Raw genomic sequence first — 25,450 nt, 5'->3', positions numbered from 1 at the left:
CTGGGACTCATACACGCAGGGGCATTAAGCGTCAGGAAGCATCGTGGTAAAAAAGTCAGACTGGAAAACTAAGCCGATACCAGACGAACGAGAAGACTTGGGATATACAAATTTCTTCTGGGATGCTGATGCAGAGAAAATAATGTCCGGTCACAAGCCAACGGACATGGACGATAAGTGGTTTATATATTCAGAAAATGGGTGGGTTTACTTTGTACGTAGTTGGACCGGCCATCATATCTTTGGTATCCAGCTTTCAGGTTCACCAGCCGGAGGCGCCAGAGTAGTTGGTAGCTGGGTAAACTCAAACGCGGAGCAGTATCGGTCTCAAAGTAAAGAAGCCGATATACAATTAATCACCAATTTAATTAAAAGCAGGTTTGACGTAGATGGTCACGCTTAACAAGGCCAAGCAGCATCGCGCACTGCGTGCGCTGGGCCTCGCTGCGCTCGGTCGTCGTTGGCGGCGTTAAAAGAACACGAGGTATATGAATATTAGGTTTCCTTGTTTTCTCATTAGTCTTCTATTCGCGCAAGGAGTGATCGCTCAAGATCATTGCTTCAGTAGTCCGTACCAGCTATTTGATAAGTTTGACCATATTTTCGTTAAAGGAACTTTATTACCAGTTCGGCGTGCCGAAGGAAACGAAAGTGTAGTTGTTGGCCTACGGGTAAAGTCTGCATCTCTCAACAAGAATTTTGAGTCTGTTGGCATTCGGGATGGAGCTATTATCTTAGAAATTTGCGGTAATTCGGTTGGCAAAATATTCAAGAGTTCAGATCAAAACCCCACATGCTGCTCACCATTACAAGACGGAAAAATATCAGTCACCGTCTCAAATTCTCTAATTGAAACCTATAAGACTTATTTTGATGCTGATGCAGACTTTTAACAAGGCGCACGATTTTGCCGCTGCTAGCGGCGTTTCAAAACGTCCCGCGCACCACGTTACATAACGTGGTGCCGCTATTTCCCTTGAGTTTAACCGGTTGCAGGCATCCATCCTGGCTTTAATGTAGCGCTCACATTACGGCGACGTTTTAGTTACATTGGCTTTGCTATCCTCCCTGCGTTTCATCAAAAAAATACAGCGGATTGTTGGAGGATAGTAATATGTGCAGGCAATTAAGACAGGTATCGTGGTTGACTCTGTGGGCGCTTCTGTTTGGCGTTCCACTTTTTACCCACGCTGCAGAGGCGCCCGGTGCGCTGACCGTTATAGTCAAAGATCAGAATACTGAGCGGCCACTATCAAACGTGCAGATCACGATCAAGGAACGGGAAACCGATTCCACGCAAACTATAGAAACCGATGCACAAGGTCGTATCGTTGTTGAACAGCTCGACCCCGGTCTCTACTCGGTGAACGTAGCAAAAAGCGGGTTCGCTTCATTGTACGAACCAAGTGTACGCGTGGTTACGCGCAAGAATATCAGGATTGAATTCGAACTTAGAGAAGTGGAAATTGAGAAAGTGGTTGTTCTGGGAAAGCAAACCAATGCATTTGCATCAGCTTCCAGCACCTATCTTGACAGAGAAGCGTTGCGAAGCGCTGTGGGCGGTGGCGCAGATCCGCTCCTCGCGCTGGACGGATTGCCTGGCCTGGCATCCGCCAGTGAATTCGCAAGCTTTAGTGTACGCGGCCGTGGCCCAAGAGATAATTTGTTATTCGTTGATGACTTTCCCTTTGATAAAGCGGTGCACTTTGACGCGACATTAGGTGAAGAGGAAGATGTCGGTGGTGGTGGCCGTTTCTCGATTTTCGCACCGAACGTTATCAGCGGAGCAGAGTTCTCACCCGGCGGGTGGGGCCCTGCTTATGGTGGTCGGGCTGCATCGCTGCTCAAACTGGACGTCGCCGGTGGCAATCCAAGCCCCTCAGCAAGTTTCCGCTACGACCTTGCAGGCTACGAAGTGGGCTACGACGGCCCTATTGGTATCACCGAAGACGCAACGATGCTCGTTTCTGCCCGGCGACTGGACTTCGGCGCTTTGTTTGAAACGATTGACGAACTGGACATTGGGGAACCTGTGTTAAGAGATATCATCGTAAAGTCGGTCATACCAATCAACCAGAACCACACGTTTGAAGTTCTGCTGATGGATACACACGAGGACTATACTCGCGGCGTAACTCACGTTTTCGAATCGCCCAATTTCGAAGATGCTGCGCTGCTGGATTTTGAACAGGATAGTGACTTGTACGGTTTCACATTGCGATCATTGATTGGTGAAAAAGCGGTCTGGACCAATAAGGTTTACTACCGCAAAAGCGACAAGATCAGCTCAGAGGGCGAAGCTTTTCCTGATCTCGTACCTGCGGGATCACCCGCGTCTGATTTTCCGGTGCGGGAAGACATTATTACCATAGGTGAAGATGAAACGGAGATTGGCTGGAGAAGTGATTTTGAGACAGTGAATCAATGGGGTGTGTTCAGTGCCGGTGTTCGGGTAACGCAAATTGAACTGGACTACAACACTGTTCTGGATGGCGACTGGAACCGGTTCATCTACGACGACGATGATTTCAGACCAGACCCCGAGCAGCGTTTTATTGTGCTTGAGCCCGAGAATATCAACTCTTCAATAAGTCAGAAAGAAACGAACTATGCTGGCTACGTCGATCAGGTTTTTGAACTCGGTGACTGGGATTTTGGCACTGGCTTACGGGTCGAACGGGACGGTTTTGCCGATGAAAGCTTCGCGTCGCCCAGGTTCAGCGTCAACTGGCAGCCGGGTAAAATGGTCAGATATTTTGCGACCGCAGGGCTGTTTCATCAGTCGCCACGGTTTTTAGAGCTTGCCGCTAACGAGTCAAACGACCTTAAGACCGAAAAAATCACCCATGGTAGTGTTGGTTTAAAATATTTCCCGAACAACAATTGGTCGGTGTTAACGGAGGCCTATTATCAGAACCTCGACGACCTGGTGGTAGACCTTGATCGGGCAAGCGGAACCTTTGCCAACATTGGTGACGGCACATCGTACGGCGTCGATATCGTGATCATGGGTACGGTCTTCGAAGGCCTTTACGCGACCGCAACTTACTCTTACAACGATGCTGAAGTCGACCGCAAAGACGGTCGCGGTGAGGTAGCCGCAGAATTCAGCCGCAAGCATGTCGCCACCCTTGGCCTGACCTGGGAAATCAGCGACCGCTGGAAAGTCGCCGGGCGCTACAAATATCTTTCCGGCAGGCCAGACGACGAATTTATTATTCACTCAGACGTATTGGGGCCAGGACAACCGCTACGCTACTCGAAAGAGATCACTGAGCGCAATGTCGGTCGCAAAAGCGGTTCAGGTTTGTTGAACGTTCGCGTTGACTATCGGCGCGCATTTGGCCCCATAGATATCACCGCCTTTCTCGATGTCATCAACGTAACGGCAGCATCGTCGAGCGATGACAGCGAATTTGACTACCGCCGTGGCGTTGAAGTGAAGGACGATAGCGAAGCCGAGCCACTGATTGGTCTGCGACTGGACTATGCTTGGTAAATCGTGCCTGGTAAGGGAGGGCAGCAGATGATAGGCAAACTTGGTGAAGCGCCGATTAGAGTGTTGATTGTCGAAGATAACCGCGACATTTGTGAGAACATTGCCGCATATCTCGAAAAGCATAGCTATATTCTGGATTTTGCCTATGACGGTATTAGCGCGATGCACCTTGCGTTGACGAATCCGTTCGACGTTATTGTTCTGGATCTGATGCTTCCGGGGATGGATGGCCTGAGTTTCTGCCAAAAGCTGCGCGCTGATGCCAAACTGGAAACGCCCGTGCTTATGCTAACGGCCAGAGACACCCTTGACGATAAACTGAAAGGCTTTGCGGCGGGGGCGGACGACTATCTGGTCAAGCCATTCGCATTACAAGAGCTGCATGCGCGACTGCAGGCGCTGTACAAACGCAGTCACGGAAAAACCGACAACCTTTTAACTGTTGGTGAGCTGACTCTGAACAGATCCACGCTGCAGGTGCATCGCGCGGGACGGCGCGTTGATCTCAACCCTGCTGGCATGAAACTACTGCAACGACTGATGGAAGAGGCGCCGTCTGTTGTGGCTCGCGATGCTCTTGAAACCTTGCTGTGGGCTGACGAGCGCCCCGATGGTGATGCGCTTCGCTCGCATATGTACAAGCTGCGGCAGGCCATCGACAGGCCGTTTGAAAGCCCGCTGATTCATACGGTGCACCGCATCGGGTACCGCATTGCAGAGGATACTTAGAGGCTATTTATCTTTCATATACGCGCTCTGCTGGCGGCCATTTTATTGTCCAGCAAGGCAACAGGAGTAAAGTTTAGTGGGCCTAAATAAGCGACTGATAACGCCGTTGGGCGGAAAAATGGCCCCAGCCCTATGGGTTGAGGCTAAAAATGGCTCACTCTGCGTTGCGCCCGGTTCGTTTAGATGGCTAAACCACACCACTCGCGCCTTGATTGAGCCATTTTTATCTCTCAACAGAGGGGTATATGAAAGATAAACAGCCTCTCATGTACCGGCACAGTTTGCGCAAGCGTGTCGCATTTGCATTTGCGATCTGTGTTGCTGTACTCAGCGTGGCCTGGGGATTCGCTTTCCTGGCTGCGATCAGGCTGACCGAAGACCGAGTGCTGACGCAACAGCTACAGGTAGCCGCCGAAAGCTATCCTGCTGCAACAATGAACCTTCGCGGCTACGATGACGTTGCCAGCTTGCCGGAATCACTGAGGGATTGGGCGCAAACAAACCCCGCTGAGGGATTGTACGAATTCGAATCCGAAGAGTTGCATGTCGCAGTGCTGTCTGCCGACAATGAAGAGCCATCAGCCGAAAATGAATCGCCGCGCGCCTTTGTGGTTTTCGATGTTGCCGGGATTGAGGCGGCATCGTCAGAGGACTGGTGGTTGCTGCTCGTTATCACCGGTGTCGTCGGTACGCTGGGTGTTCTTGGTTTCGGGCTGGGAGTTGTTGTGATGCGCAGAGCTGTCGCCCCAGTGGCGCAACTGGCCAAAGTGGTCGCTGATATCGACCTGGAACAACTATCGGGCGAAGATTATAAACGTATAGAGTCTGGCCGGTTCGGTGATGATGAGGTTGGTGTGCTCGCTGGGGCCATTGAGAAGACCCTTGAGCGTATCAGCGCTTTTGTTGCCAGGGAGCGCTACTTTACCAGTTCAGCCAGTCATGAGCTGCGCACGCCAATCACGGTAATTACAGGTGCGCTTGAGCTGCTGGAACAAAGCGAGCTGTCAGCGGCCGATGTGAAGGCGCTGGATCGGGTGAGGCGTGCCACGCTCGACATGAAAACCACCATTGAAATGTTCTTGTGCCTCGCCCGCGAAACTGACGACGGCTTTTATGACGAGCAGTTTTTAGTGATGCCGCTGGTGAGCCGGGCGATAGATCAGCAGCGCTACCTGCTGAGCGGAAAATTGGTCGATGTTGATATCGACGAACTCGCAAACCCCAGCGTTTGCGGACATCCGCAGGCTTTTGCTATCGCGGTCAATAATCTGGTGCGAAATGCGTTCGAGCACACCCTCGACGGGCAGGGACCGATCAAGATTCGCATCAAAGAGCATGAGCTGTCAGTCACCAATCAGCTGAGCCGTGACGCTGATGGGCGGCAGACGCCGACCGAGGCGTCGTCTCACGGCTATGGTCTGGGTCTGGGTATCGTGCAAAGGCTGTGTGAGCGCAATGGCTGGTCGTTTTCGCTGCAGGTTGATGAGGCGCGTTTAGCCGCCCGTCTTTCGTGGAAGGATTAACGGACACTCCTGTGCTGTCGGGTCTGATGAAGATGAGTTTTACATTGACACTTTCGGCATTTCTTAGCCAGACGTGCCGGTATTGCCTAAGTTTCCCCTGAATTCGCCTTCGACAAGAACCATAAGGGAATAAACAAGACAGTTTGGGATACGGGATCAGTGGATTCGGGGGGCAGGTCTGATGCACTGTGCGTGGCGGGTGTTAACGACTGAACAAGGGGTCGTAAGACTTGACGTTCATTCATATGAACGTGGGTGTGCCAGTCGGCCAGCACCCTGGTTCACGGTGTTAGACAAAGCAGTTCACCACAGCCTGAAAATCTGGCAGACTGAATTCTTAACCAGCGAAACAGAGAGCCACAATGGAAAGTAGCCCGAACCACCACACAGGGAGCCAGTGCCGTTTGCAACCCCACAGTATTTTCAGGCAGTCGCGCTTTCCGCGGCTGCTGACCAGCACTTGTTTTCGGACTTCGGCCGCTGGACTAGCAACAGGTTGCTCGCCGTTTAAGCGCGCGACAGGCCATCAGTCTGGTTAGTCGATAAATTCGGTCTGGTATGTCGATTATCCAGTGTTGGCTTCGACTAGTTGTTACATACAAGGTACAAGTCAGAGAAAACTGTAATGAGCAAAGTATTTGTAAACATCGGACTTAGTCTGGACGGCTATATGGCACCAGAAGGCATGACCTTAGAAAATTGGGACAGCCCGGAGTACAAGGAGTGGGGAGCGAAGTGGGGTACGATGATGAGCTGGATCCTGAAACAGCAGTACTTCCGCGAGAACCTCAACTTCGGGCCAGGCGGAGAGACCGGTGCGGTTAATGACATGCTTCGCTACACCATGGAGCGTAGCGGCGCAAACATCATGGGCATGAGAATGTTCGAGCAAGGCGAGGTCTCATGGCCCGATGAGGCGCCGTTTCACACTCCGGTATATGTTCTTACCCATGAGAAGCGCGAACCCTGGGTCCGACCCGGTGGAACAACATTCTACTTCGTCAATGACGGCCCCGAAAGTGCCCTTGAACAGGCCAGAGAGTCCGCAGGTGATCGCGATATCCGCATCTCGGGAGGCGCGAATGTAATCCAGCAGTATTTAAATCTGGGTGTTATTGATGAGCTGGAAATTGCCCTGGCGCCGGTATTATTTGGCGGTGGAAGGCGCCTGTTTGAGAACCTGCACCAGGCTATGCCAGAGTTTTGTATTGACGAGGTGCTGAATACTCCCGATGCTGCCCATTTGCGCTATGTGCGAGCCTGAGGACCTGAACGGCAATTGAGGAGGTTCTGGTTTACAAAGGGAGGGTTTTGATAAATTCTATACTTTTACGCCACCGCCAAAGGACGCCGCAATGCCGCACTCAGGTGTATGGTGTTGGTGCCAAAGGAGAGGATAGTGAATACAGCGAATAATGTTCTCAGCACTTACCTGCATTTTCGGGATAACGGCAGGGCGGATGTATTGCCCGTTTCGGAGTCATTCTGGAACGAGCTGGCAGCCGGCAAGCATTCCGAGCTGAATCAGGGGCGGTTAATGTCGGCGTTTACTTTTTCCACGCCCTGGTCGACCTGGGAGCGCCATCCGGCAGGAGAAGAGCTGGTGATGCTGCTCTCAGGTGCCGCTACGGTCGTGCTTGAGGAATCCGGGGTGGAGCGTGAGGTAAATCTGAATGAGCCAGGCGCATTTGTTCTTGTGCCGCAGAATGTGTGGCACACAGCAAGAACACAGGTGCCAACCACCATGGTGTTTCTGACACCGGGAGCCGGTACCGAACATCGTGACGTTGGCGCCTGACCCCGTATTCACTGTGCAAATGCCGTAAGTGCGATGCGTTATAGTTACTGACTCAGTCTTGAAGTTTGTACGGCATAGCCGTATATTTAATTGATGCTATTCATCGAAACCTCAACTTTCACCAAGCTATTGCCGAACTACCTCACGGATGAGGAATACCGTGGACTGCAAACGTATCTTTTGCAGAAGCCGGATGCGGGCGACCTTATAAAGGCTCAGGTGAGGTTCGCAAGGTTCGATGGGCACCAGCGGGTTCGGGAAAGAGCGGTGGTATCAGAGCCATTTATTACTGGAAAAAATCTGACCATGAGATATGAATGCTCACGCTGTACAGTAAATCAGAGCGCGCCAGTATTCCTGGCTATATGCTCAAGCAGATAGCGGAGGCAATCAAAAATGAGTGACAGAAACCTTGGGACAGAGATTCTTGATGGCATCAATGAAATCAAGCAGTTCAAGAAGGGCAAATTGGCTCTACGAACGCATGAGCTTTCAGAGCCGTCGCCCCCTAAAGTAATCAGGATGAAGTTGAACATGTCTCAATCCGCGTTTGCGGGACTAATGGGTGTGAGCGTGCGAACCCTACAAGACTGGGAACAGGGGCGTAGGGAGCCACAAGGCCCTGCTGTTGCTCTTTTGCGCATTGCCGAGCAACACCCGGAAGTCTTCAATCAGCTTCACTGACCAAAGTGAGGTATAACCAGGCCGTGCTCCGGATGCCAAACCCTCCGCTTCGCTGCGGCTTTGTAACCGATGCGGGCAGGCGTTGTGGCCTCCCAGGCGCTCGTTCCGGAAGAGGCATCCCGGTCAATTTCCCTGTCACTCATTCAACTGTTCTTCAGCCATGATGGGAACAGAATCAGCCAGGTTGTGCGCAGTCGTTACCCGCCATACTGAGTTGCCTACGTCGTCAGCCACCAGCAGACCACCACGCCCATCCAATGACACACCTACTGGCCGCCCGCGGGCGTTACCCTCTGCGTCCACGAAGCCCGACAGCACGACCCGGATTGGGCCGGACGGGCGACCATCGGTGAAGGGTACAAAGACAACTTCATAGCCGTTCAGTGGCCGGCGGTTCCAGGAACCATGCAGGCCGACAAAGGCGCCCTCAGCAAAACCGGCCACGGTGCTGTTGTTGAAAGCCAGACCCAACGGCGCCACATGTGCGCCGAGAGCAAAATCAGGTGAGACTGCGCGAGCCACCAGCTCTGGTTTTTGGCGGCTTACGCGTGTATCAACGTGCTGGCCGTAGTAGCTGTATGGCCAACCGTAGAACGCACCCCGGCGAACCGAAGTCAGGTAATCGGGCACCAGATCGCTGCCGAGTTCGTCGCGCTCGTTGACAACCGCCCACAACGCACCGGTGCCAGGCTCCCAGTCCAGGCCCACCGGATTGCGCAGGCCTGAAGCAAATTCCCGGGTAGCACCGGTGGCAACATCGATCTCTATCAGGTTATTCAGATCAGAGATGGTCTGTTTTGAATCTGTTGCTGTAGTCATGAAATCGTCCTCACTGATGATTAGGGTTCAAGCGATAAGTGCGACGTACAACACAAACTAAGCGCCATCAGGGATCTTTTTGCTGCGCCTGACTGGACCGATCGCCGAATAATAAGTGTAATTCTCTGCGATCTGCACATTCTGTGCGACAGCGAACGTTCAGGAACCCGGAAGCTCCAGAGATCTGAAGATAAGTCTTATATTCCAGTTTTGAGCCGTCCGACCACAGATACGACAAGGCGCGGTCTGGCTCCTTAATGCATATGCGCTTCGGGCTATGTTCAGCTTTCTGATATCTTGCTCAAGCCCGGCATTTTGCGTACTTTATAAAGCACAACCAACGGCTGTACGGCGATCGCTTTTCGCGCCGCCTCGTGGCTCCAAACCGGCGCGTGAGCCTGGCGTTGGCACCAAGGGAGACAATAATGAACACAGCAAACAACGTTCTCAGCACCTACCTGCACTTCCGGGGCGACGGCAGGGTAGATGAATTGCCGGTTTCGGGGTCATTCTGGAGCGAATTGGCAGTCGGCAAACATTCCGAGCTGAATCAGGGGGCTTATGTCCGCGTTTACTTTTCCACACCCTGGTCGACCTGGGAGCCTGATAGCATGATACGTAACTTTCTATCTCAATTTATGATTGCGCTTATACTGACCGGGTTAGCTGGCTGTACATCTCCTCATCAGACTCAGAGGCCTGAGAGTGAGGCGGCTGCGCCTTCTGGCTATCTCTACCGTACACCACCGCGAACCGATGACGGGTGGCAAACAACCTCTCTTGCCAACAAGGGAATTGATCCTGCACTTGTTACTGAGATGATGGAGCAGATCCATGCCGGAAGTTACACGGGTATCAGCAGCGTCCTGCTCGTTCGCGACGGTGTTCTCGTACTGGATGAGTATTTCGGTGAGTCAGAGCGAGACAGCCTACACTCGATGCGCTCGGCTTCGAAGTCCATCACCTCGGCCCTGATCGGTATCGCTCTCGACAAAGGCTGCATCCCGACGCTCGATGCGCCACTGCTGGCCTATTTCCCGGAATACGAGGGCGAGATCGAGAACTGGGATGATCGGAAGCGAGACATCACACTCGCCCACGTGCTGACAATGACATCGGGGATCCGTGGCAACGAGGACGCCATGTACCCCACGGACGATTGGATCAAGTTTTACTTCGACCAGCCCCTGGCGGCAACGCCGGGCGAGAAGTTTTCCTATGCTACGAGTGGGGTAGTGACGCTAGGTAACGTTATCACACGGGCTTGCGACCTCCGCATTCCAGCGTTTACCGATCGTTACCTGTTTGGTCCGCTGGGTATTGCAGATTACCGGTGGCCCATCACCAACTCACGGGGAAGCCAGGGTCTCGCCATGACTGGTGGCGGGCTGAACTTGCGACCACGGGATATGGCTAAGTTCGGGCAGTTGTACCTAAACGGAGGTGTCTGGGAGGGGAGGAAATTGATCCCCGAAGCGTGGATTGAGGAGTCGACGCGCAAACATGCCACGAGTGACCTCCACGGCGAAGATTTCGGATATCTGTGGCGGATGATCGACCGCACAGTGGAAGGCCACACGATACGCTCGTTCGAGGCCTGGGGAAACGGCGGGCAGTTCGTCATGGTATTCCCTTCGCTCGATCTCGTTGCTGTATTTACCGGCGAGAACTACGGGCTATTCCCGGAAATGGAGCAGCCGTTTGAGATGGTTGAGCGGTATATTCTTCCGGCGTTGATGCGAAATGCTAGGCCTTAGCACCCTAAACCAGGAAACTGAACGGAGATCCAATCCCATCGGCTTTAACGAACACGCATTAATAACTCAGAACGGAATAAATGAAGTTTGCATCATTTAAACCACAAATCTCTTTCATTACCCCTGGGGCAGGTTATCGTGAGCAAGCCGTTCTGTAACTCCGCGCTTTTTCGGAACGGCTAATGTCATAAATTGATTATCTTCTACAGAGATCGGATAGCACCTATACTGGGTTTAACAGAGCGGCATTGGCTCTATGGATGAGGGAACTTCGACCATGTTTTTCAGGATCTACAATAAACTTCCCGCTCCGGTCAGGCACTGGCTCGGCATTTTGGGTGCGGCAAGCCAGAACTGGCTGGCCAGTCAGGCCTTTATTTACGCCGCAGCGCTGGCGTTTTTCACGGTTTTTTCCATCGCGCCGATTCTGGTAGTGGTGGTTACTCTGGTCGGGCTGGTAATTGGCGAGCGGGCTGTACAGGGGCAGCTCTTTGAGCAGCTAGAGGGAACGCTCGGTTCGGAAGCTGCAGGCGTGGTGCAGACGGCAGTGATTAATTCACAGATCGACCAGAGCGGCATCTGGCCGGCGGTGATCGGGATCGCGGCCACCATAGTCGGTGCCACCACGGTTTTCGCGCAGATGCAGCAGTCCCTGAATCAAATCTGGGACGTTACGCCACGGCCTACCAGGAACAGCCTGTGGGTCTTCATCAAGAGCCGCTTGTTGTCGCTGACCATTATCCTGGCTATCGGCTTTATTCTGCTGGTTTCGCTGTTGTTGTCTGTGGCTTTGCGCGGCGTGATGGCGTTTGCGGAGGAATGGCTGCCGGTTCCGGGTTGGGCAATGGTGGGAATGGAACTCGTTCTGTCACTGCTGGTGATCACGCTGCTGTTCGCGGCGATGTTCAAGATCCTGCCCGACGTGCTGTTGTCCTGGCGGGACGTTCTGCTCGGTGCGTTTATCACCGCGGTGCTGTTTACGGTGGGCCGTTCTCTTATCTCCATCTATCTGGCCTATACGGCAACGGCATCGGCCTATGGTGCCGCCGGCTCTCTGGCGCTGCTGCTGCTTTGGGTGAACTATTCCTCGATGATCCTGCTGTTCGGGGCAGCGTTTACCCGCGCGCACCTCGAAGGCAGGGGCATGTCCGTCCGCCCCAAAAGCACGGCAGTTATTGTGCACCGGCAATTGATTGATGAAGTGCAGGAGAGCTGAGCTTAACGCCGCAGTTTTCCTGCAAGATTTGGCGCCGAGGCTGTTAACCCTCATAGTTGTGAGTAGTCTCTGTACCGGACGGAAAGCCAGCAGTTTTTTCCGCTCCGGCAATAATTATCGTCAATGGCTTCAGTGAGTATCAGTTTGGTTGCTATAGTTGAATTATCCTCATTATACCGTTGCAGTGATTCACTATGCGTTTGCTACTCGGCTGTTGTCTGGGTTTATTGTTATCTGCCGGATGTTTTGCCCGTGAAAACTCTGGCCCTGAGCTGCATTTTCTGACTGAGCACAGCCCGCCGTCGCAATATTTAAATGAAGCTGGCGAAATCGATGGTGTCACTATTCAGTTGATCCGGCACCTGCAAACGCAGCTGGATGAGCGGTTACGCTTTACCTTATTGCCCTGGGCCAGGGCGCTGAAACTCGCCAGGCAACGGCCTAATACCGTATTGTTCGAAACCGTGCGCACTCCAGCCAGGGAGCCATATTTCCAGTGGGTCGGGCCGATAAAGCTATTTGATATGCAGCTTTACACCTCACCTGAAGTGGTTGCCCACCCGGCTGATTTCAGCGAAGAGAACCTCAGAGCCTGTGCCTATCGCAGTTCGGCGCAACTCGGATACTTTAAACAGTTAGGTTTTGAGGCAGGGCACAACCTGTCGGTGGTGGCTAATGCCCATGAGTGTCAGGTGATGGCAGAACGGGGCAGAACAGATGTGATCGCACTGAATGCGCTGCGCTATGGTGATTTTTTTCAGCTCGGAGAGCTGACTCTACAGCGTTGGAAGCCACTTTATCGATCCTATCTGTACCTGGCATTTTCACCTGATATTCCAAAGGAGCGGGTGCAGTGCTGGCAAGATGCACTAAAGCAAAGTTATATGGATGGCACTATGCGCCGTTTGTATCAGGAAGACTACCCGGAGGATATGATTGAACAGCTGGAAACCTACTGGCAAGCTAAGTATTAGCTGGTGCCCATTCAGGCTTGATGGCTGCCCCCTTAACTGAGGTCATATCAAATCATGAAAATAGGTTTTGTAAGTAAGAAGACAGGTCTTGGTATTCACACCATCAGGTACTACGAAAAACAAGGCTTGCTCAAAAAGCCCGGGAAGGATGCAAGTGGCCATAGAACATACCAGTCAAAGGATGTTGAGATATTAGACTGGATTTCATGCATGAAAAACTCAGGCATGTCGCTGAATAAGATTAAAACATACACAAGCGCTTTCTATACTGACGACAAGAATGCCTGTATTGAGATGCTGGAAGAGCATTTGCGGCACTTACAGGTGCAGCACAAAAACATCAGTCACTACATTGAGGTGACAAAAAATAAGATTTTCAGATTCAAAAACCCTTGATCTAGAGCATGGTCCAGGTTGTTAACTTTACTCCCATACCATTAAATGGAGTAAAGCAATGAAAGTAAAAGTAGCCATCGTTGATGCTTTTGTAGACGGTGATAAAGGCGGTAACCCTGCAGGTGTCGTACTTGATGCCGATCAGTTATCGGGCAAACAGAAGCTTGAAATAGCGAGCAAAGTGGGACTTTCTGAAACGGCGTTTGTGTCCAAATCAGACTCAGCGGATTTTAAGCTCGACTTTTATACCCCGCAAAAACAAATCGCTCACTGTGGGCATGCAACGATTGCAACATTCAGCCTTTTGTCCCAGCAAGGCCTGGTGCCCAATAAAAATACCTCTAAAGAAACCATTGATGGTAACAGAGACATTGAGGTGATGGGGGACTTTGCCTATATGGGGCAAACGGCGCCTGAGTACAACGCGCCAGTGCTGGATCACAGTGAGGTTTATGCCGCAGCAGGGGTCAGTGACAGCCGGGTGCTTTGTGCACCGGCCATCGTCAATACGGGCAATTCATTCTTGATTATTGGAGTCAAAACGCTCAGCGACTTAGCGAGTTTGACTCCGGATTACCAGAAGATTGAAGCAATCTCAGAAGAGTACGACCTGATTGGTTTTTATGTCTTTACGCCTGAAACCAACAAGAGCGGGAGAGATGCCAGTACAAGAATGTTTGCTCCCCGTTACGGTATTCAGGAGGAATCAGCCACAGGCATGGCTGCGGGCCCTCTTGCCTGTTATCTGTATCAGTTTATGGGTATGCACCAGCAAATATTCCTCATCGAGCAGGGCTATTCAATGCAGCCGCCTTCTCCAAGTTGTATTGAAGTTGTACTGGAACGGGAGGGAGAAAAAATAACCGGCCTCAAAGCAGGAGGAACAGGTAAGCCCTCAAGGTACGAGGAAATTGAGATTTAATAACCTTTCCAGGGGAGCCTCTGCTCCCTGAGTCTGGTGGTATCCGTCTGTTAGCCGACATATATCCGGATAAGAATGCATGTGGATCTACGGGTTAAGAGAGCTTCTGTCGTACCCCCTTAAACGCCTGAGCCGTTAGCGCAACCCGCTGGCCAAGGTAACGAGCAGTGACACAATCTGCCTCATTCAATACACCATCCGGTGAGTGGGCAATCAGGCCGGACTGAGCCCCCAGCCTGTTGCGCCGCTCTTCCACTGAGTTGCATGGGATATCCAGACCAACCCAGAGCATGCCATGCTGGTTGGCGAAAACCTGAAGGTACTGGATCGTATGCAGCTGATCGCCACTGAAATTACTGCCAATGGTAAAACCCGCAGCAATTTTATTGGCCCAGCCCTGTTTTTCCCAGCATTCAGAGGTGGCATCGGCGAAGGCTTTGAACTGGGCCGATACTGTTCCCATAAAGGTTGGTGAACCGAAGACAATCGCATCGGCCTGCTCCAGTTGGCTCAATACGTGGCTATTAGAGTAGCGACCTTCGAGAATATCGTTACCTTTTACCGCCAGAATGATTGCAGAGGTACCCTGCACAGACCGGGCCCCTTCAGCTACTGCTTCTCCAAGCCCCCGGGTGGTATCCGTAACGGAGTGATAAATTACGGCTATCTGAGTCAAGATTGTTCCTTTTTGTTCTCTGTGAAGACCAATAGCATAAAACCTCAACTTTTATTGAGGTCAACAGCGAGGGAAGATTTTTATAATCGCCATGATCAGAGCGGGTATTTTTTATGAACGCTGGCGTTTTTCTGAAGCCACATGATGAGGCCGCGGTTTCTCTGCTTCTGAAAATCACCCTGCTGTTGTCGATTTCAGATTTCTTAGAACGACAAATATGAAAACTAATCAAACAGGAGAGTGAGGCATGCAAGTTTATTGGATTAAAGCTCAGGCACCGCTGCGGGATGACCCAAATATTCTTAGCTGGCTGGGCGGACTGATGCAACTTCCAGCCTGGGCCGATCCCTGGCCTGCTTGACTAGGTGATTGAGGGATCTTCATCATCGGCAAAAATTAAAAACTCATCATTTTTGTCGCGACTCTTGACGCCTTTTGCGACATACATGGCTTTATCAGCCAGGGCAATCAGCTCTTTTATATCGCTTTTGTGGTGAGGAAACATCGCAGCTCCCATACTGGCTCCGACCCTGACTTCTGTCTCAAACTCCTCCAGCGGATAGGGTTGGCTGATAAAGTCGAGCAATTGTTGACACAGCTCCATCACCCGCTGACGATCGGTACCATCAATAATCAGAACAAACTCATCACCACCCCAACGACCACCTGTATCAGTTTGCGACAAGGTATTGCGGATCCCTTCTGCGATGTATCTGAGGATGCTGTCGCCGGCTGAATGGCCGTATCGGTCATTTACCTGCTTAAACCAGTTCAAATCAAACAGCACCAGAGTAAAAGGTTCACCCTTGCTGACTTTCTCATCCAGTTTGTTTTCGAGTCCGTGGCGATTGAGAAGCTCAGTGAGCGGATCATACTGGGCTTTACGTGACAGGGCTTTGAGCTCTTCGTGCTGTGAGGAGATATCATGCAGGGTAATCTGTTGATATTCACTGGCATCATCACTTTTAAAGTTTGACACCACCATCTGCACCCAGCACCCTGGCTTATCAGGCGGCGTTCTGAGCTTAAATTCACCCAGCGCCACATTGTTCGTTTTTAACGCCGGCACGATGGTGTTCAGCATAGCGGTGGGTGCAGCAAACAGATCACAAAGCAAAGGTCCGTGCTGAGTTGAGTCTGTGACGCCCAATGAGTCAAGCAAGCGTTCGAACGCCAGATTATGCAACATGACGTTGCCTTTAATGTCGGCCAGTACTATGGGTGAAATGGAATTCTGGAACATCAATCTGAATTTCTTCTCCAGCGCTTCAATCTGTGCCCTTAACTGCCGCTCAGACTTTAACTGATGCTCTGCCTTACTGAGCAACTGGTTGATATCCTCTACCAGTGATCCTAATTCACTTTGCTGGTGAAAGTCGGCTTTAGGCAAACGGCCTTCGGTTCCGGGCTCTATATTGTGTAAGGTTTTGGCAATCCGGCTAAGGGGGCGGGTCACCAGATAATAGGCTGCCACCATCACAAACAGGGTAACTAAAAAGGCCAGGAACAACATGGCCAAAGCACTGCCCCGGGCGATATCTTCGGCCCGGGACTGGATATATTCCTGATCCAGATACAGGTGAAGCTCCCCTAATTTTTCATCCGGCTGAAATATGGAGTAAATATTATAAATTTCCGGCGTCGCGCTGGTGGTTCCATCAGTACCGCTGCTGACCCGCAAACCACTGAATTGCATATGGGCGGAAGCCACCATTTCATTATTGGTCAGGCCATCCACCAGCTCCTGAGCCAGATCCGTTCCCTGCTCGCCAAGGTAAGCGGCACTGGCGGCGGTCTCTTTGACGGTGATAAACAGGCTTTCTGCCTGCTGGGTGCTGACTTTGATTTCCTGCTTTACGGTCAGTTGATAGAATAAAAAAGTGCATAGTAATGTGACCGAAACCGCAGTTCCACCAACGCCTAAGGCAATTCTGACAACTAAACCAGATCTATTCATACAGTCGGTATACCACCTTTACATTGTCTGTAATCGCACTTTTTGGAATATAGGCAATCGCCATTGTATTGTTTGCCACATAATCCAGTACCGAGGGTAAATCCGCGTGTGTCATCGGAGGGCTGACTTTACCGGAGAAGCGAATGCGCGACCAATACGCGTTGACCCGCGCCACCGGAATACCTAACAAGCTCTGATAAAAGCCGGTACGCAATTTGCTGTTCATTTCAAAATCCAGCGGAAACGCCTTTGAGCCCCCCGGGAATGCAGTACGCTTACCCATATAGATATCGATTAGCTCGTTTTTATTTATCTTCGAGGTAGGGTTTTGCGGGTTAACCACCACCACGAATTCTTCTGATGCACGGGCATCCTGAACCGGCATAGTCAGGCTCAGAATGAAAACTGGGATAATGGCTGCAAACTTCATTCAGAACACCCAACTGACTTCAACAAACAGCGCATTCACCGTTCCGGTCGAACGAGGCCCTGAGCGTGTTTCAACCGGTGGCTGCCAGAGAGAACTGCCCGAGCCGTAAATCCGGCTTCTGTCCCACTGTACTTTCAGCGCCGTGGTGTCATTAAAGTTCCAGCGCCAGCCAACAGACAGTGTGTTTTGATTAATATTGTAAAAGTCATGCAGAAAGTCAGCCCCGATGTATAAGCCAAGTGCATCCGGGCTCAGTGACAGAGTGCCGACATCGATACCTTCCAATAAGGATTCGTCACGGTCGGTAGCCGCATGAGATACCGAAGCGGTAAACTGATGACTGCCATAATTGTAGATAGCAGCAAGATAACCGCTGTTAAGATCATTTACGGTTTCCGTGGTGCTTTGCATGTGCGCAATTTCACCCTGCAGGGTTATTGCAGGGAAATGATATTGCCCGCCAAAGGAGGTAAAGCTGATGCTTTCATTATCCAGGTTCAGTCTTAATGCGTCGGACACTGCATCGGGCCATGCCGCGTTTAAAAAGGGAATTTGTGATAATGCAATGTTGCCTTCAATCAGAGGCTGAGCTACCTGATTGTCAATACGGGTGCGGGTGTGATTCAGCCCCAACTCCCATTCAAAGGACTTCAGATCTATGGCCAGCCCCCACACATCATCCAGTTTAAAGTCCCGTCCGCTTTGTGTGTTTGCCGCTGACACCAGTTCTTTGGTTTCACCATAAAAGGCTTTGACACTCAGCGTGTTCATGGCGATGTTGGTATGATATTCCGCGTCTATGCCATCGATATGCCGGTGCGGAATGATGCCATAGAGTTCACTGGGAACTTTGGCGAATGAGTGGGCAAAACCAATATCGCGATACTCTGTCATTAAAAACAGATCAAAGGGTAAGCGTCCGGCCCGAAATCGCCACCGGCTATCAGGGGCGTAGCGTAAAAAGGCCAGATTAGTCAGTGTATCCAGATTGATGTCGCGCTGACTGCGATAGAGTAACTGCGCCGTCACATCCCATTGACTGTTGATATGCCAGTCAACCTGGACACCAAGATTAGAGTGATGCTCAAAGCTCCATTGCCCGTCAAACACCTCACTGGTCAGCGAATAGTCGCGGCGATAGCCGAGCTCATCGGAATCAGCGGTGACCACAGCCAGAGAGCCAAAGCCAGACCATTGAACGTTCTCATTACCGTAGGCCGGTAGCCCCCAGAATGGGAGTATACACAGCATAATTGCGCCGGTTCTGTGTAGTGAATGCAGGTACCCGTTAAAATTAATACAATTGAAAACGTTTTTTCTCATCAAGCTTTAACCAACGTATTTGGAAATCAGTACAATCAATGGAGAAATGCCAACTTCCTCCCTATTTTTAAGTGTTTGTGCTCAGTTTGCACGACAGACTTATAAATATTGTTCATCCTTAGTCTAGGCATAAATCTCTGATATCTCATATATTAACCTAATAAAAGACATTACAGTCAGATACTTAACCATTGCAATCGCGATGGTTTACGGCGACTCAGGCGCTTAGATGCAGTCTGTTATTATGCCTTTTTAAAAAAACGGACTACAGAATTGTGTATGTTGTTTAACATGACCAGAGCCCTGATATAACTTAACGACTGCCCCGGATTCGTCGGGCCATTGCTGCCGATGGAAAATAAATCCGGCCCTGACTAACCGAGGTGATAATGGCGAAATGTGTTTTCTTGTTTGTATTGGCTTTGTCTCTGGTATCGCCAGCAGTGCAGGCATGTGAGAAAACGGTCCGGGTGATGGACTTTCCTCCATACAACTATCTTGTTGATGGCCAGTGGCAGGGACTGGATATTGAATACAGCAGGAGTTTGCTGAGTGCACTGGGTTGTCAGCCGGTTTTTATCTCTCTGCCGTTTGCCAGGGCGCTTGCGCTTTTAAAACAAGGCAAACTGGATATGATGTTCCAGTTGTCTGACACTGCCGAACGACGCAAGTATCTCGATTTCGTGGGACCGACGCATCATGAAAAGCTGATTCTGGTTACCCGCGAAATACCAGACAGCTTCTATTCTCTGGACGACATCGAAAGGGGAAACTACAACATTGGTATTCAGCGGGGCGTGTACATGGGGCAGGCATTTGAATCCCGTTTTCGTCAGAGCGCCCGTTTCAGATCGAAATTTTCAGTGCTGTATGAGCTTGAACCTCTGGTTAATATGCTTATAAAAGGGCGTATAGATGGCTTTGTCGCCGAGTCAGAGAACATCTATTATGCTCAGAAACATGATCCTGATTATCAGAACATCAAGATCCATCCGCTTGTTCTGAATCAGGCTCCGGTCTACGTCGGCCTGGCGAAAGCCAGCTTCTCACCTGCGCAGGTTAAAATAATGCAGCAGGTCTTGAGCACACTAACCGAATCACCGGTGGACAAATCAGTATCAGAACACAGAAACTGACTAAAAACAGAGTCAATGGATATTGAGGAAATCGGGGATGATGAGGTTATTTGGGCTGCTAAGTTCATATCAGAACATTATTCTGACACACCATTTCTTGGGCTATAGTGACGTTTCAGCCACTGGCTTAAGCCTTCCAGGCCCGGAAACAACACCCGCTCGGTAATATTGGACTGATCCAGCTTATCGCGGATTTCCCATTTCAGGCTGGCAGGAATAATCACTTGCTGGGAGTCAGTCTGGGTCTGGTCGATCAGATCCTGGAGCGCCAGTTCGGCATTGGACGCCACAGAAAACAGGGCGTGTTGGTTGATGATGCGTCCGTCCAGAGATGGCGGTTCGAAAAACAGAAAAAAGTCAGACTGACCAAGCTGGTCAAATACCTCCAGTTCGCCTACCAGTTGTGTTAACAGCTCCACGGTAAACACATTGCCACCGGTTCTTTCCAGTTGCCGGGCCATATCCACCGGCAGTTGTTTAAAAGAGTCGTGATAGTTTACCTTCCAGATCACCGCATCTTCATTACTCAGACCAATATCGGCGGTGGCAAAATGCATCGCTACCATGGGTGAGTAGGTCCAGTCCAGCAGGCGGGTGGGCAGCCCATGATGTTGTGCCAGAGTCAGCCAGTGCCAGATGGAACGATTGGTATCAAAGCTGTCATGGCCATATTTCTGAAAGTTTCTGAGCAGGTGACGTTCCAGTTGAGCATAGTTGCCGCCAAGGCGGGCCAGAGAGGTTTTTAAATCAAAGCGGCTGTCAGGCAGGCCGCGGAATACATAAGGGGAGCGATAACGGGCAATAGCCGGATTCCAGGAGCCATCGAACAGCACTTCCTGTAAATGTTCCCATGATTGGGCGACAAGAGTTTTCATCAATACCTCTCTATCAACATCCCATAACAGCAGTGTAGTCAGCTTTTATGACGAAATAAGGAAAAAGTGCAAGGTATTCAGAAGATAAAAGGGCAACAGCACTGCCTGAAGGCAGTACTGTTTAACCTAAATTCGGCAGTTTAACCGATCAGAGGATAGCGCTCAGCGCATCGGCGATATAATCCACATTCGAGGTGCTGATACCGGCGATATTCACGCGGCTGGAGTCAACGAAATAGATGGAATAGTCGTTGCGCATCTGTTGCACCTGCTCAGGGCTGATACACAGATAGGAAAACATGCCTTTTTGACTGTTAATAAACTCAAAGTCTTTGCTGGCGCCTTTTTCTTTCAGCTTGCTGACCAGCAGACGGCGCAGGGTCTGCATCCGCTCTCGCATATCTGTGACTTCACCCAGCCATTCGTTTTTCAGTTCATCGCTGTTAAGAATAATATCCACCAGGGCGCCGCCGTAGGAAGGGGGCATGGAGTATATACCACGGGCAATAGACTGGATCTGGGTCTGAATTGCGTCTCGAACATTGCGGTTGGCGGTAATCATTGCCGCCAGCCCCACACGTTCACGGTACAGGCCAAAGTTTTTCGAGCAGGACGCCGCCACGATTAACTCTGGTAAATTATCGGCTAACAGACGTAAACCGTAGACATCGTCTTCGATTCCGTCACCAAATCCCTGATAGGCAATATCCAAAAAGGGCAAAAATTCACGCTGTTGCGCCAGTTCCAGCACTTTATGCCACTGCTCTTTGGTCAGATCAGCACCGGTGGGGTTATGGCAGCAGCCATGCAACAGTACCACATCACCTTTGTTGACCTTTTCCAGACAGGTAACCATATCGTCGAAGCGGATACCGGCCTGCTCTTTATCAAAGTAGGGGTAGGTTTCGATGTTCAGACCGGCACTGCCAATCAGCGGGATATGGTTGGCCCAGGTAGGGTCACTGACCCATACGGTCAGCTCACCGTTACAGCGCTTAAGCAGTTCTGAAAGAATACGCAGGGCGCCACAGCCACCGGGGGCCTGTACCGCTGCCACACGCTCTTCAATCAGAGTTTTGTGGCCTTTACCTAACAACAACTCCAGCATGCCGCTGATATAGCCGGGCACGCCCTGTGGGGTGATATAGGTTTTGGAGTCTTCGTTGGCCAGCAGGATTTTCTGTGCCTTGGCAACCGAACTCAGAATAGGGGTACGGCCCTGTTCATCCTTGTACACGCCGACACCCAGATCCACTTTCTTCGGATTGGTGTCCTGTTTAAAGGCGGTAGATAAACCAAGAATAGGATCAGCAGGTAACTGCTTAAGCACTTCTAACATGATATCCCTCTGTAAAATTGACCTTAAGGCCTGACGGCAAGAGCACCTATTATGCCAGCGATAGGATTATTTTCGAGAGTCAAATGGGTTATATGATAAAACAGCAGTTAATTGTATCCAAAGCGGCTGGAAAAACTGATGGTTTTCTGTGCTTCACCGCGGTTATCGAAGGTGCGCTCTGACCAGTGCAGTTGACCGTTCTTGTCCATCAGCAGCAGGGTAGAGCTGCGGGTGCCATAATCCTCACCGCGAATAAAAATCGAAGACAACCTCTTCTCCCACTCTCTGGGCACACCGGTTTCGGGTAAGTCGGCATCATCGGCCTGCTGTGGGTCTTTTAATAATGCAAACAGCTTTTCATCACCGGGCTCTGTATCATTCAGGCTTTGCGACAGCGCCTGCACGCCACGGCTGGTTTTAGGCCAGGGGCTGTTGATATCGGCATTGGAAAGACCATACACACCGGTTTCAAGCCTCATATGGCTGTTCTGATGATTATTATAAACCTGCAGTTGTACCCCGGTTTGCGGCACATACTGACCAAACAACAGGTTATAGCCGTTAAAATTGGCGCGCTGTTGCTTTAACCAGTGCAGATAGCCGGATGAACTGTCAGCGTGGGACGTCTGCTTAAGATAGTCCAGTACCAGCTTGCCTCGGCTCTGGCGATCAGGTGCGATCCTTTGCGGGTCGCGGATATTGGTCAGTGCAGCAATCCGCCCCGTTGTGGATACGCCCATCCAGGTGCCACCGGCCTCGAGGTCTTTGCCGGCCAGCACATCAGAAAACTCCGGCCAGAACCCGGAACTGGCAGTGGGGCGGGCAAAAAACTCATCCCGGTTTGCCGCAATGATCAGCGGGTACTGAGGGTTTTTATTCACCGCGATAAATAAAATACACATAAGGGCGTGTTGAACTCCGGTGTATGAATTTTGTTCAGCACCAAAGCCTTCTCCTGGTGGGCTAAGTCAAAATCCGGCAACAAAGAGCAGGAGGCTTTGGGTTGAACCCTTCGGGCAGCGTCTGTAGCGCATTTATACTGTGTTATCGCTCATTCATGTAGAGCAACTACACCACATTCACTCTGCCTTGTCTAAATGCGCTACAAACTGCTGCAAAAATATACACCCAAGATCAACACGCCCTAACACGCCGTAAGGCGTCTTAGGGTTTTTGTCTGAGTTTGTCGGCCCTTTTGTAGATATCCGGCAATTGCTTAAGGTAGGTTTCTGTATCCAAACCATTGCCCACGGCGGCCTCTTCCTGCATCAGGGAAAATTCATAGTTTGGACGCTGGGAAAATTCCCCTTGTTTAAGCTGGTTCCAGCCCACGGTGGCCAGCAGTAAAATACCGGAGCAGACCAGCGTAATGCGGTTACGTTTGGCTGCCGACTGATGGAAGGCCAGCAGCAGGGTCAGCCATAACAGCAATGCAAAAATCAGCATCAACCCAAGATGCTCCACTACCTGCCAGCCTGGTAATTGTGGAAAGTTAAAGGCAATCCAGTGATTCACCTTTGAAAGGCCCATGCTCACAAGGGCAATCAACCAAAGCACGGAAAACAGGCTGGATAAGCGTACATCCTGTTTCTGTAATCTGGATAACAGGGCAAACAGCAAAGGCCACACTGACAGCAGGATAAATTCACTGAACAGTTGTGGCAGGGCCTTACCGATTTCAAATTCGGTGAACGTATTCTGGTAGCTTTCAAACACCAGAGCGGCGGCATACAAAAAGCCCATAAACAGCGCAAAACGCCAGTGGGTAAGAATATCCAGGCGGGTTTCTATGGCGCTGAGTTTAATTGCCGGTGGCACGGTATTATTGCTGTTAAACAGTCGCAGCCGGGTTTTGCCAAGCATCACGATATCGCTTTTGCTGACTACGGCTTTGTCACACTTTCTGCCATTGACACTCAGGCCATTGATTGAACCCAGATCGATCACCTCAATTTTGTGGCTGTCCGGATCCTGTTTTATCAGTGCGTGTTCGGCACACACATAAGGGTCAGTCAGGCGAATATGGTTTTCATAGCCACGGCCAATGCTGATGGTATCCTGCTCAAACTGATAATGTTTAACCTGTTTATTATTAGCAGAGAGTTTCTCGATGACTATTGCCATGCCAGTGCCTCCATAAAGCGTTTACTGAAGGCCAGGCTGAGTGATTCCGATACGCCGGCAATAGTGAAATGACTTATCAGGCCCTGGTTTTTCTGATCGTAACTGGCACCGAGCATCAGCACATCATACAGCTGTGTAAAATCCTTGTAGGCCCTGATACAGAATAAGAAGCGTACCTTCATGCCCCGTTGATTGTGCACCCGCTGTTGTTCACACTGGTAATTGGTGCTGAATTCTTTGGCGGTGTTGTTGCCCGGGCCGGCAGCTTGCAGGCTCTGCTCATACAGATTGTAAAAGGCGGTGTCGGAGAGCTTATCAGAGCTAATCCATTCATATTCCAGCTCCAGGCTGCCGGTGCGCAACTTATTATTAAGATAAATTTCCTCTTCCAGACGGCAACGCTTTTGCGCGGTCAGGTATCGTGCTTCCTTGTCATTGGCGTTAGAGTTACCCCAACAAGGCAGAAAATTCACCACTTCCCCGGCAACATTGGCCTGCCCTAAAGAGGCCACCGGCCAGCGGGAATCGGTAAAGGGTTCGAGTAAACGCTTCTGATTGGCCAGCAACTGTTTTTCAATCTCCAGCATAAAATCCGCCGGCGCAGCTTCATCGGCTCTGGCCAGCAGCTCGCTCAGTTTATTCAGCGGTACCAAAAAGCCAATCTGATTGCCGGCCGTTGCCACATTCACACCAACCACCTGGCCCAGGGCATCCACAGTAGGGCCGCCGCTCATACCCGGGTTGATGGAGCCGGTAAAGTGGATTTTCTGATTAAAGCTGTTTTTCTTCAGCCCGTTGAAGGTGCCGGGCACCACAATCATACCCAAATCATGGGGGTTACCCAGCGAAAAGATATTGTCGCCCTGCGACGGTAAGTGAGGGGCTATTGGCAAAAAGTCGCTATTCTGGGTATCACGCCGCACCAGGGCCAGATCGTTAACCACATCAATATGCTGAAGGCTCAACAATCCACTCTCGCCATCGGCTGTGAGGTATTCAATGCGGTACTTTTCGGGGTAGAAAACTTTATCTGCGATAACATGATAATTAGTCACCATCAGGCCGTCTTCACTGACCTGAAAGCCGGAGCCAATAGAGGATTTATTCCCTGACTCCACTTCTATCATGCGAATCTGAAACAGTGCCGACTGATAGTGGCCAAATAATTCTCTGGCATTATCCTGCGCCTTCGCGGGAATAATGCAGCAGAGCAGGGCAGCGAATAACATCAGGCTTTTGGGAAGTACAACGGATAAGTGCATGAATCTACCGT

General features: G+C 50.8%; 24 protein-coding genes and 1 pseudogene. 15 read left to right on the top strand and 10 right to left on the bottom strand.

Features of this window, described 5'->3' with window-relative positions:
* Positions 1–43: 43 nt before the first annotated feature.
* The 9 genes and pseudogenes from AT746_RS10920 to AT746_RS10880 all read left to right on the top strand — a co-directional run bounded on the left by AT746_RS10920 (position 44) and on the right by AT746_RS10880 (position 8,233).
* Positions 44–403 (top strand): hypothetical protein, encoded by a 360-nt coding sequence (locus tag AT746_RS10920; protein WP_062480231.1) that lies wholly within the window; start codon positions 44–46, stop codon positions 401–403.
* Between the two features lie 85 nt (positions 404–488).
* The gene (locus AT746_RS10915) at positions 489–893 is read left to right on the top strand and encodes a hypothetical protein (RefSeq protein ID WP_062480230.1); all 405 of its coding nucleotides are present in this window, start codon (positions 489–491) and stop codon (positions 891–893) included.
* A 251-nt stretch (positions 894–1,144) separates the two neighbouring features.
* Positions 1,145–3,499: a TonB-dependent receptor gene (locus AT746_RS10910; RefSeq protein ID WP_231730921.1), complete on the top strand. Its 2,355-nt coding sequence runs from the start codon at positions 1,145–1,147 to the stop codon at positions 3,497–3,499.
* Positions 3,500–3,553: 54 nt separating this feature from the next.
* A complete protein-coding gene (locus AT746_RS10905) occupies positions 3,554–4,228 on the top strand; it encodes a response regulator transcription factor (RefSeq protein WP_062484151.1) in 675 nt (224 codons plus the stop codon).
* 245 nt (positions 4,229–4,473) lie between these two features.
* A complete protein-coding gene (locus AT746_RS10900) occupies positions 4,474–5,751 on the top strand; it encodes a sensor histidine kinase (RefSeq protein ID WP_082633237.1) in 1,278 nt (425 codons plus the stop codon).
* A 625-nt stretch (positions 5,752–6,376) separates the two neighbouring features.
* Positions 6,377–7,015, top strand: a complete 639-nt coding sequence (locus AT746_RS10895; protein ID WP_062480226.1) for a dihydrofolate reductase family protein — start codon at positions 6,377–6,379, stop codon at positions 7,013–7,015.
* A gap of 135 nt (positions 7,016–7,150) precedes the next feature.
* Positions 7,151–7,549, top strand: coding sequence for a cupin domain-containing protein (locus tag AT746_RS10890; protein ID WP_156413675.1), 399 nt, complete (start codon positions 7,151–7,153; stop codon positions 7,547–7,549).
* Positions 7,550–7,642: 93 nt separating this feature from the next.
* Positions 7,643–7,863: pseudogene (locus AT746_RS20060) on the top strand (transcriptional regulator); the annotation flags it as partial.
* Positions 7,864–7,945: 82 nt separating this feature from the next.
* Positions 7,946–8,233 carry a helix-turn-helix domain-containing protein gene (locus tag AT746_RS10880; RefSeq protein WP_062480223.1) on the top strand — a complete coding sequence of 96 codons (288 nt, stop codon included), beginning with the start codon at positions 7,946–7,948 and terminating at the stop codon, positions 8,231–8,233.
* Positions 8,234–8,368: 135 nt separating this feature from the next.
* Here the strand turns inward: AT746_RS10880 and AT746_RS10875 are convergent, their stop codons facing one another.
* Entirely contained in the window at positions 8,369–9,052 is a 684-nt protein-coding gene (locus AT746_RS10875; protein WP_062480222.1) for a PQQ-dependent sugar dehydrogenase, read from the bottom strand.
* Between the two features lie 425 nt (positions 9,053–9,477).
* Here AT746_RS10875 and AT746_RS10870 point away from each other — a divergent pair, with 425 nt between their 5' ends.
* The 5 genes from AT746_RS10870 to AT746_RS10850 all read left to right on the top strand — a co-directional run bounded on the left by AT746_RS10870 (position 9,478) and on the right by AT746_RS10850 (position 14,317).
* Entirely contained in the window at positions 9,478–10,809 is a 1,332-nt protein-coding gene (locus tag AT746_RS10870; RefSeq protein WP_062480215.1) for a serine hydrolase domain-containing protein, read from the top strand.
* 256 nt (positions 10,810–11,065) lie between these two features.
* On the top strand, positions 11,066–12,025 hold the full coding sequence (locus tag AT746_RS10865) for a YihY/virulence factor BrkB family protein (RefSeq protein WP_231730920.1): 960 nt from the start codon (positions 11,066–11,068) through the stop codon (positions 12,023–12,025).
* A gap of 194 nt (positions 12,026–12,219) precedes the next feature.
* On the top strand, positions 12,220–12,999 hold the full coding sequence (locus AT746_RS10860; protein ID WP_062480211.1) for a substrate-binding periplasmic protein: 780 nt from the start codon (positions 12,220–12,222) through the stop codon (positions 12,997–12,999).
* A 54-nt stretch (positions 13,000–13,053) separates the two neighbouring features.
* Positions 13,054–13,395 carry a MerR family transcriptional regulator gene (locus AT746_RS10855; protein WP_062480209.1) on the top strand — a complete coding sequence of 114 codons (342 nt, stop codon included), beginning with the start codon at positions 13,054–13,056 and terminating at the stop codon, positions 13,393–13,395.
* Between the two features lie 58 nt (positions 13,396–13,453).
* On the top strand, positions 13,454–14,317 hold the full coding sequence (locus AT746_RS10850; protein ID WP_062480208.1) for a PhzF family phenazine biosynthesis protein: 864 nt from the start codon (positions 13,454–13,456) through the stop codon (positions 14,315–14,317).
* Positions 14,318–14,411: 94 nt separating this feature from the next.
* Here AT746_RS10850 and AT746_RS10845 read toward each other — a convergent pair whose 3' ends face one another.
* The 4 genes from AT746_RS10845 to AT746_RS10830 all read right to left on the bottom strand — a co-directional run bounded on the left by AT746_RS10845 (position 14,412) and on the right by AT746_RS10830 (position 18,631).
* Positions 14,412–14,993, bottom strand: coding sequence for a flavodoxin family protein (locus tag AT746_RS10845; protein WP_062480206.1), 582 nt, complete (start codon positions 14,991–14,993; stop codon positions 14,412–14,414).
* Between the two features lie 361 nt (positions 14,994–15,354).
* The gene (locus tag AT746_RS10840) at positions 15,355–16,950 is read right to left on the bottom strand and encodes a sensor domain-containing diguanylate cyclase (protein ID WP_062480204.1); all 1,596 of its coding nucleotides are present in this window, start codon (positions 16,948–16,950) and stop codon (positions 15,355–15,357) included.
* Positions 16,943–17,380: a hypothetical protein gene (locus AT746_RS10835; protein ID WP_062480202.1), complete on the bottom strand. Its 438-nt coding sequence runs from the start codon at positions 17,378–17,380 to the stop codon at positions 16,943–16,945. The genes AT746_RS10840 and AT746_RS10835 overlap by 8 nt, the downstream gene beginning before the upstream one ends.
* Positions 17,381–18,631 carry a hypothetical protein gene (locus tag AT746_RS10830; protein WP_062480200.1) on the bottom strand — a complete coding sequence of 417 codons (1,251 nt, stop codon included), beginning with the start codon at positions 18,629–18,631 and terminating at the stop codon, positions 17,381–17,383.
* Positions 18,632–19,092: 461 nt separating this feature from the next.
* Here AT746_RS10830 and AT746_RS10825 point away from each other — a divergent pair, with 461 nt between their 5' ends.
* Positions 19,093–19,839 carry a substrate-binding periplasmic protein gene (locus AT746_RS10825; protein WP_062480198.1) on the top strand — a complete coding sequence of 249 codons (747 nt, stop codon included), beginning with the start codon at positions 19,093–19,095 and terminating at the stop codon, positions 19,837–19,839.
* Between the two features lie 77 nt (positions 19,840–19,916).
* Here the strand turns inward: AT746_RS10825 and AT746_RS10820 are convergent, their stop codons facing one another.
* The 5 genes from AT746_RS10820 to AT746_RS10800 all read right to left on the bottom strand — a co-directional run bounded on the left by AT746_RS10820 (position 19,917) and on the right by AT746_RS10800 (position 25,439).
* Positions 19,917–20,714: an FRG domain-containing protein gene (locus tag AT746_RS10820; RefSeq protein WP_062480196.1), complete on the bottom strand. Its 798-nt coding sequence runs from the start codon at positions 20,712–20,714 to the stop codon at positions 19,917–19,919.
* Positions 20,715–20,862: 148 nt separating this feature from the next.
* Positions 20,863–22,053: an aromatic amino acid transaminase gene (locus AT746_RS10815; protein ID WP_062480194.1), complete on the bottom strand. Its 1,191-nt coding sequence runs from the start codon at positions 22,051–22,053 to the stop codon at positions 20,863–20,865.
* Between the two features lie 107 nt (positions 22,054–22,160).
* The gene (locus AT746_RS10810) at positions 22,161–22,955 is read right to left on the bottom strand and encodes an NRDE family protein (RefSeq protein ID WP_062480192.1); all 795 of its coding nucleotides are present in this window, start codon (positions 22,953–22,955) and stop codon (positions 22,161–22,163) included.
* A 262-nt stretch (positions 22,956–23,217) separates the two neighbouring features.
* Positions 23,218–24,177: an FHA domain-containing protein gene (locus tag AT746_RS10805; protein ID WP_062480190.1), complete on the bottom strand. Its 960-nt coding sequence runs from the start codon at positions 24,175–24,177 to the stop codon at positions 23,218–23,220.
* Positions 24,168–25,439, bottom strand: coding sequence for a S1 family peptidase (locus AT746_RS10800; RefSeq protein ID WP_231730919.1), 1,272 nt, complete (start codon positions 25,437–25,439; stop codon positions 24,168–24,170). Before AT746_RS10800 ends, AT746_RS10805 begins: the two co-directional genes overlap by 10 nt.
* Positions 25,440–25,450: the final 11 nt, after the last annotated feature.

The organism is Lacimicrobium alkaliphilum (assembly GCF_001466725.1).
Classification (GTDB): Bacteria; Pseudomonadota; Gammaproteobacteria; order Enterobacterales; family Alteromonadaceae; genus Lacimicrobium; species Lacimicrobium alkaliphilum_B.
Note: the sequence above shows the minus strand (reverse complement) of the source record. Positions and strands in the feature narration are given on the sequence as shown.

What these genes read in the sequence shown, in the direction of transcription:
- AT746_RS10915 (WP_062480230.1), top strand. Translation starts at nt 489, where the DNA reads ATGAATATTAGGTTTCCTTGTTTTCTCATTAGTCTTCTATTCGCGCAA.
- AT746_RS10900 (WP_082633237.1), top strand. Translation starts at nt 4,474, where the DNA reads ATGAAAGATAAACAGCCTCTCATGTACCGGCACAGTTTGCGCAAGCGT.
- AT746_RS10895 (WP_062480226.1), top strand. Translation starts at nt 6,377, where the DNA reads ATGAGCAAAGTATTTGTAAACATCGGACTTAGTCTGGACGGCTATATG.
- AT746_RS10880 (WP_062480223.1), top strand. Translation starts at nt 7,946, where the DNA reads ATGAGTGACAGAAACCTTGGGACAGAGATTCTTGATGGCATCAATGAA.
- AT746_RS10875 (WP_062480222.1), bottom strand. Translation starts at nt 9,052, where the DNA reads ATGACTACAGCAACAGATTCAAAACAGACCATCTCTGATCTGAATAAC.
- AT746_RS10870 (WP_062480215.1), top strand. Translation starts at nt 9,478, where the DNA reads ATGAACACAGCAAACAACGTTCTCAGCACCTACCTGCACTTCCGGGGC.
- AT746_RS10865 (WP_231730920.1), top strand. Translation starts at nt 11,066, where the DNA reads ATGGATGAGGGAACTTCGACCATGTTTTTCAGGATCTACAATAAACTT.
- AT746_RS10860 (WP_062480211.1), top strand. Translation starts at nt 12,220, where the DNA reads ATGCGTTTGCTACTCGGCTGTTGTCTGGGTTTATTGTTATCTGCCGGA.
- AT746_RS10855 (WP_062480209.1), top strand. Translation starts at nt 13,054, where the DNA reads ATGAAAATAGGTTTTGTAAGTAAGAAGACAGGTCTTGGTATTCACACC.
- AT746_RS10850 (WP_062480208.1), top strand. Translation starts at nt 13,454, where the DNA reads ATGAAAGTAAAAGTAGCCATCGTTGATGCTTTTGTAGACGGTGATAAA.
- AT746_RS10840 (WP_062480204.1), bottom strand. Translation starts at nt 16,950, where the DNA reads ATGAATAGATCTGGTTTAGTTGTCAGAATTGCCTTAGGCGTTGGTGGA.
- AT746_RS10835 (WP_062480202.1), bottom strand. Translation starts at nt 17,380, where the DNA reads ATGAAGTTTGCAGCCATTATCCCAGTTTTCATTCTGAGCCTGACTATG.
- AT746_RS10830 (WP_062480200.1), bottom strand. Translation starts at nt 18,631, where the DNA reads ATGCTGTGTATACTCCCATTCTGGGGGCTACCGGCCTACGGTAATGAG.
- AT746_RS10825 (WP_062480198.1), top strand. Translation starts at nt 19,093, where the DNA reads ATGGCGAAATGTGTTTTCTTGTTTGTATTGGCTTTGTCTCTGGTATCG.
- AT746_RS10820 (WP_062480196.1), bottom strand. Translation starts at nt 20,714, where the DNA reads ATGAAAACTCTTGTCGCCCAATCATGGGAACATTTACAGGAAGTGCTG.
- AT746_RS10815 (WP_062480194.1), bottom strand. Translation starts at nt 22,053, where the DNA reads ATGTTAGAAGTGCTTAAGCAGTTACCTGCTGATCCTATTCTTGGTTTA.
- AT746_RS10810 (WP_062480192.1), bottom strand. Translation starts at nt 22,955, where the DNA reads ATGTGTATTTTATTTATCGCGGTGAATAAAAACCCTCAGTACCCGCTG.
- AT746_RS10805 (WP_062480190.1), bottom strand. Translation starts at nt 24,177, where the DNA reads ATGGCAATAGTCATCGAGAAACTCTCTGCTAATAATAAACAGGTTAAA.
- AT746_RS10800 (WP_231730919.1), bottom strand. Translation starts at nt 25,439, where the DNA reads ATGCACTTATCCGTTGTACTTCCCAAAAGCCTGATGTTATTCGCTGCC.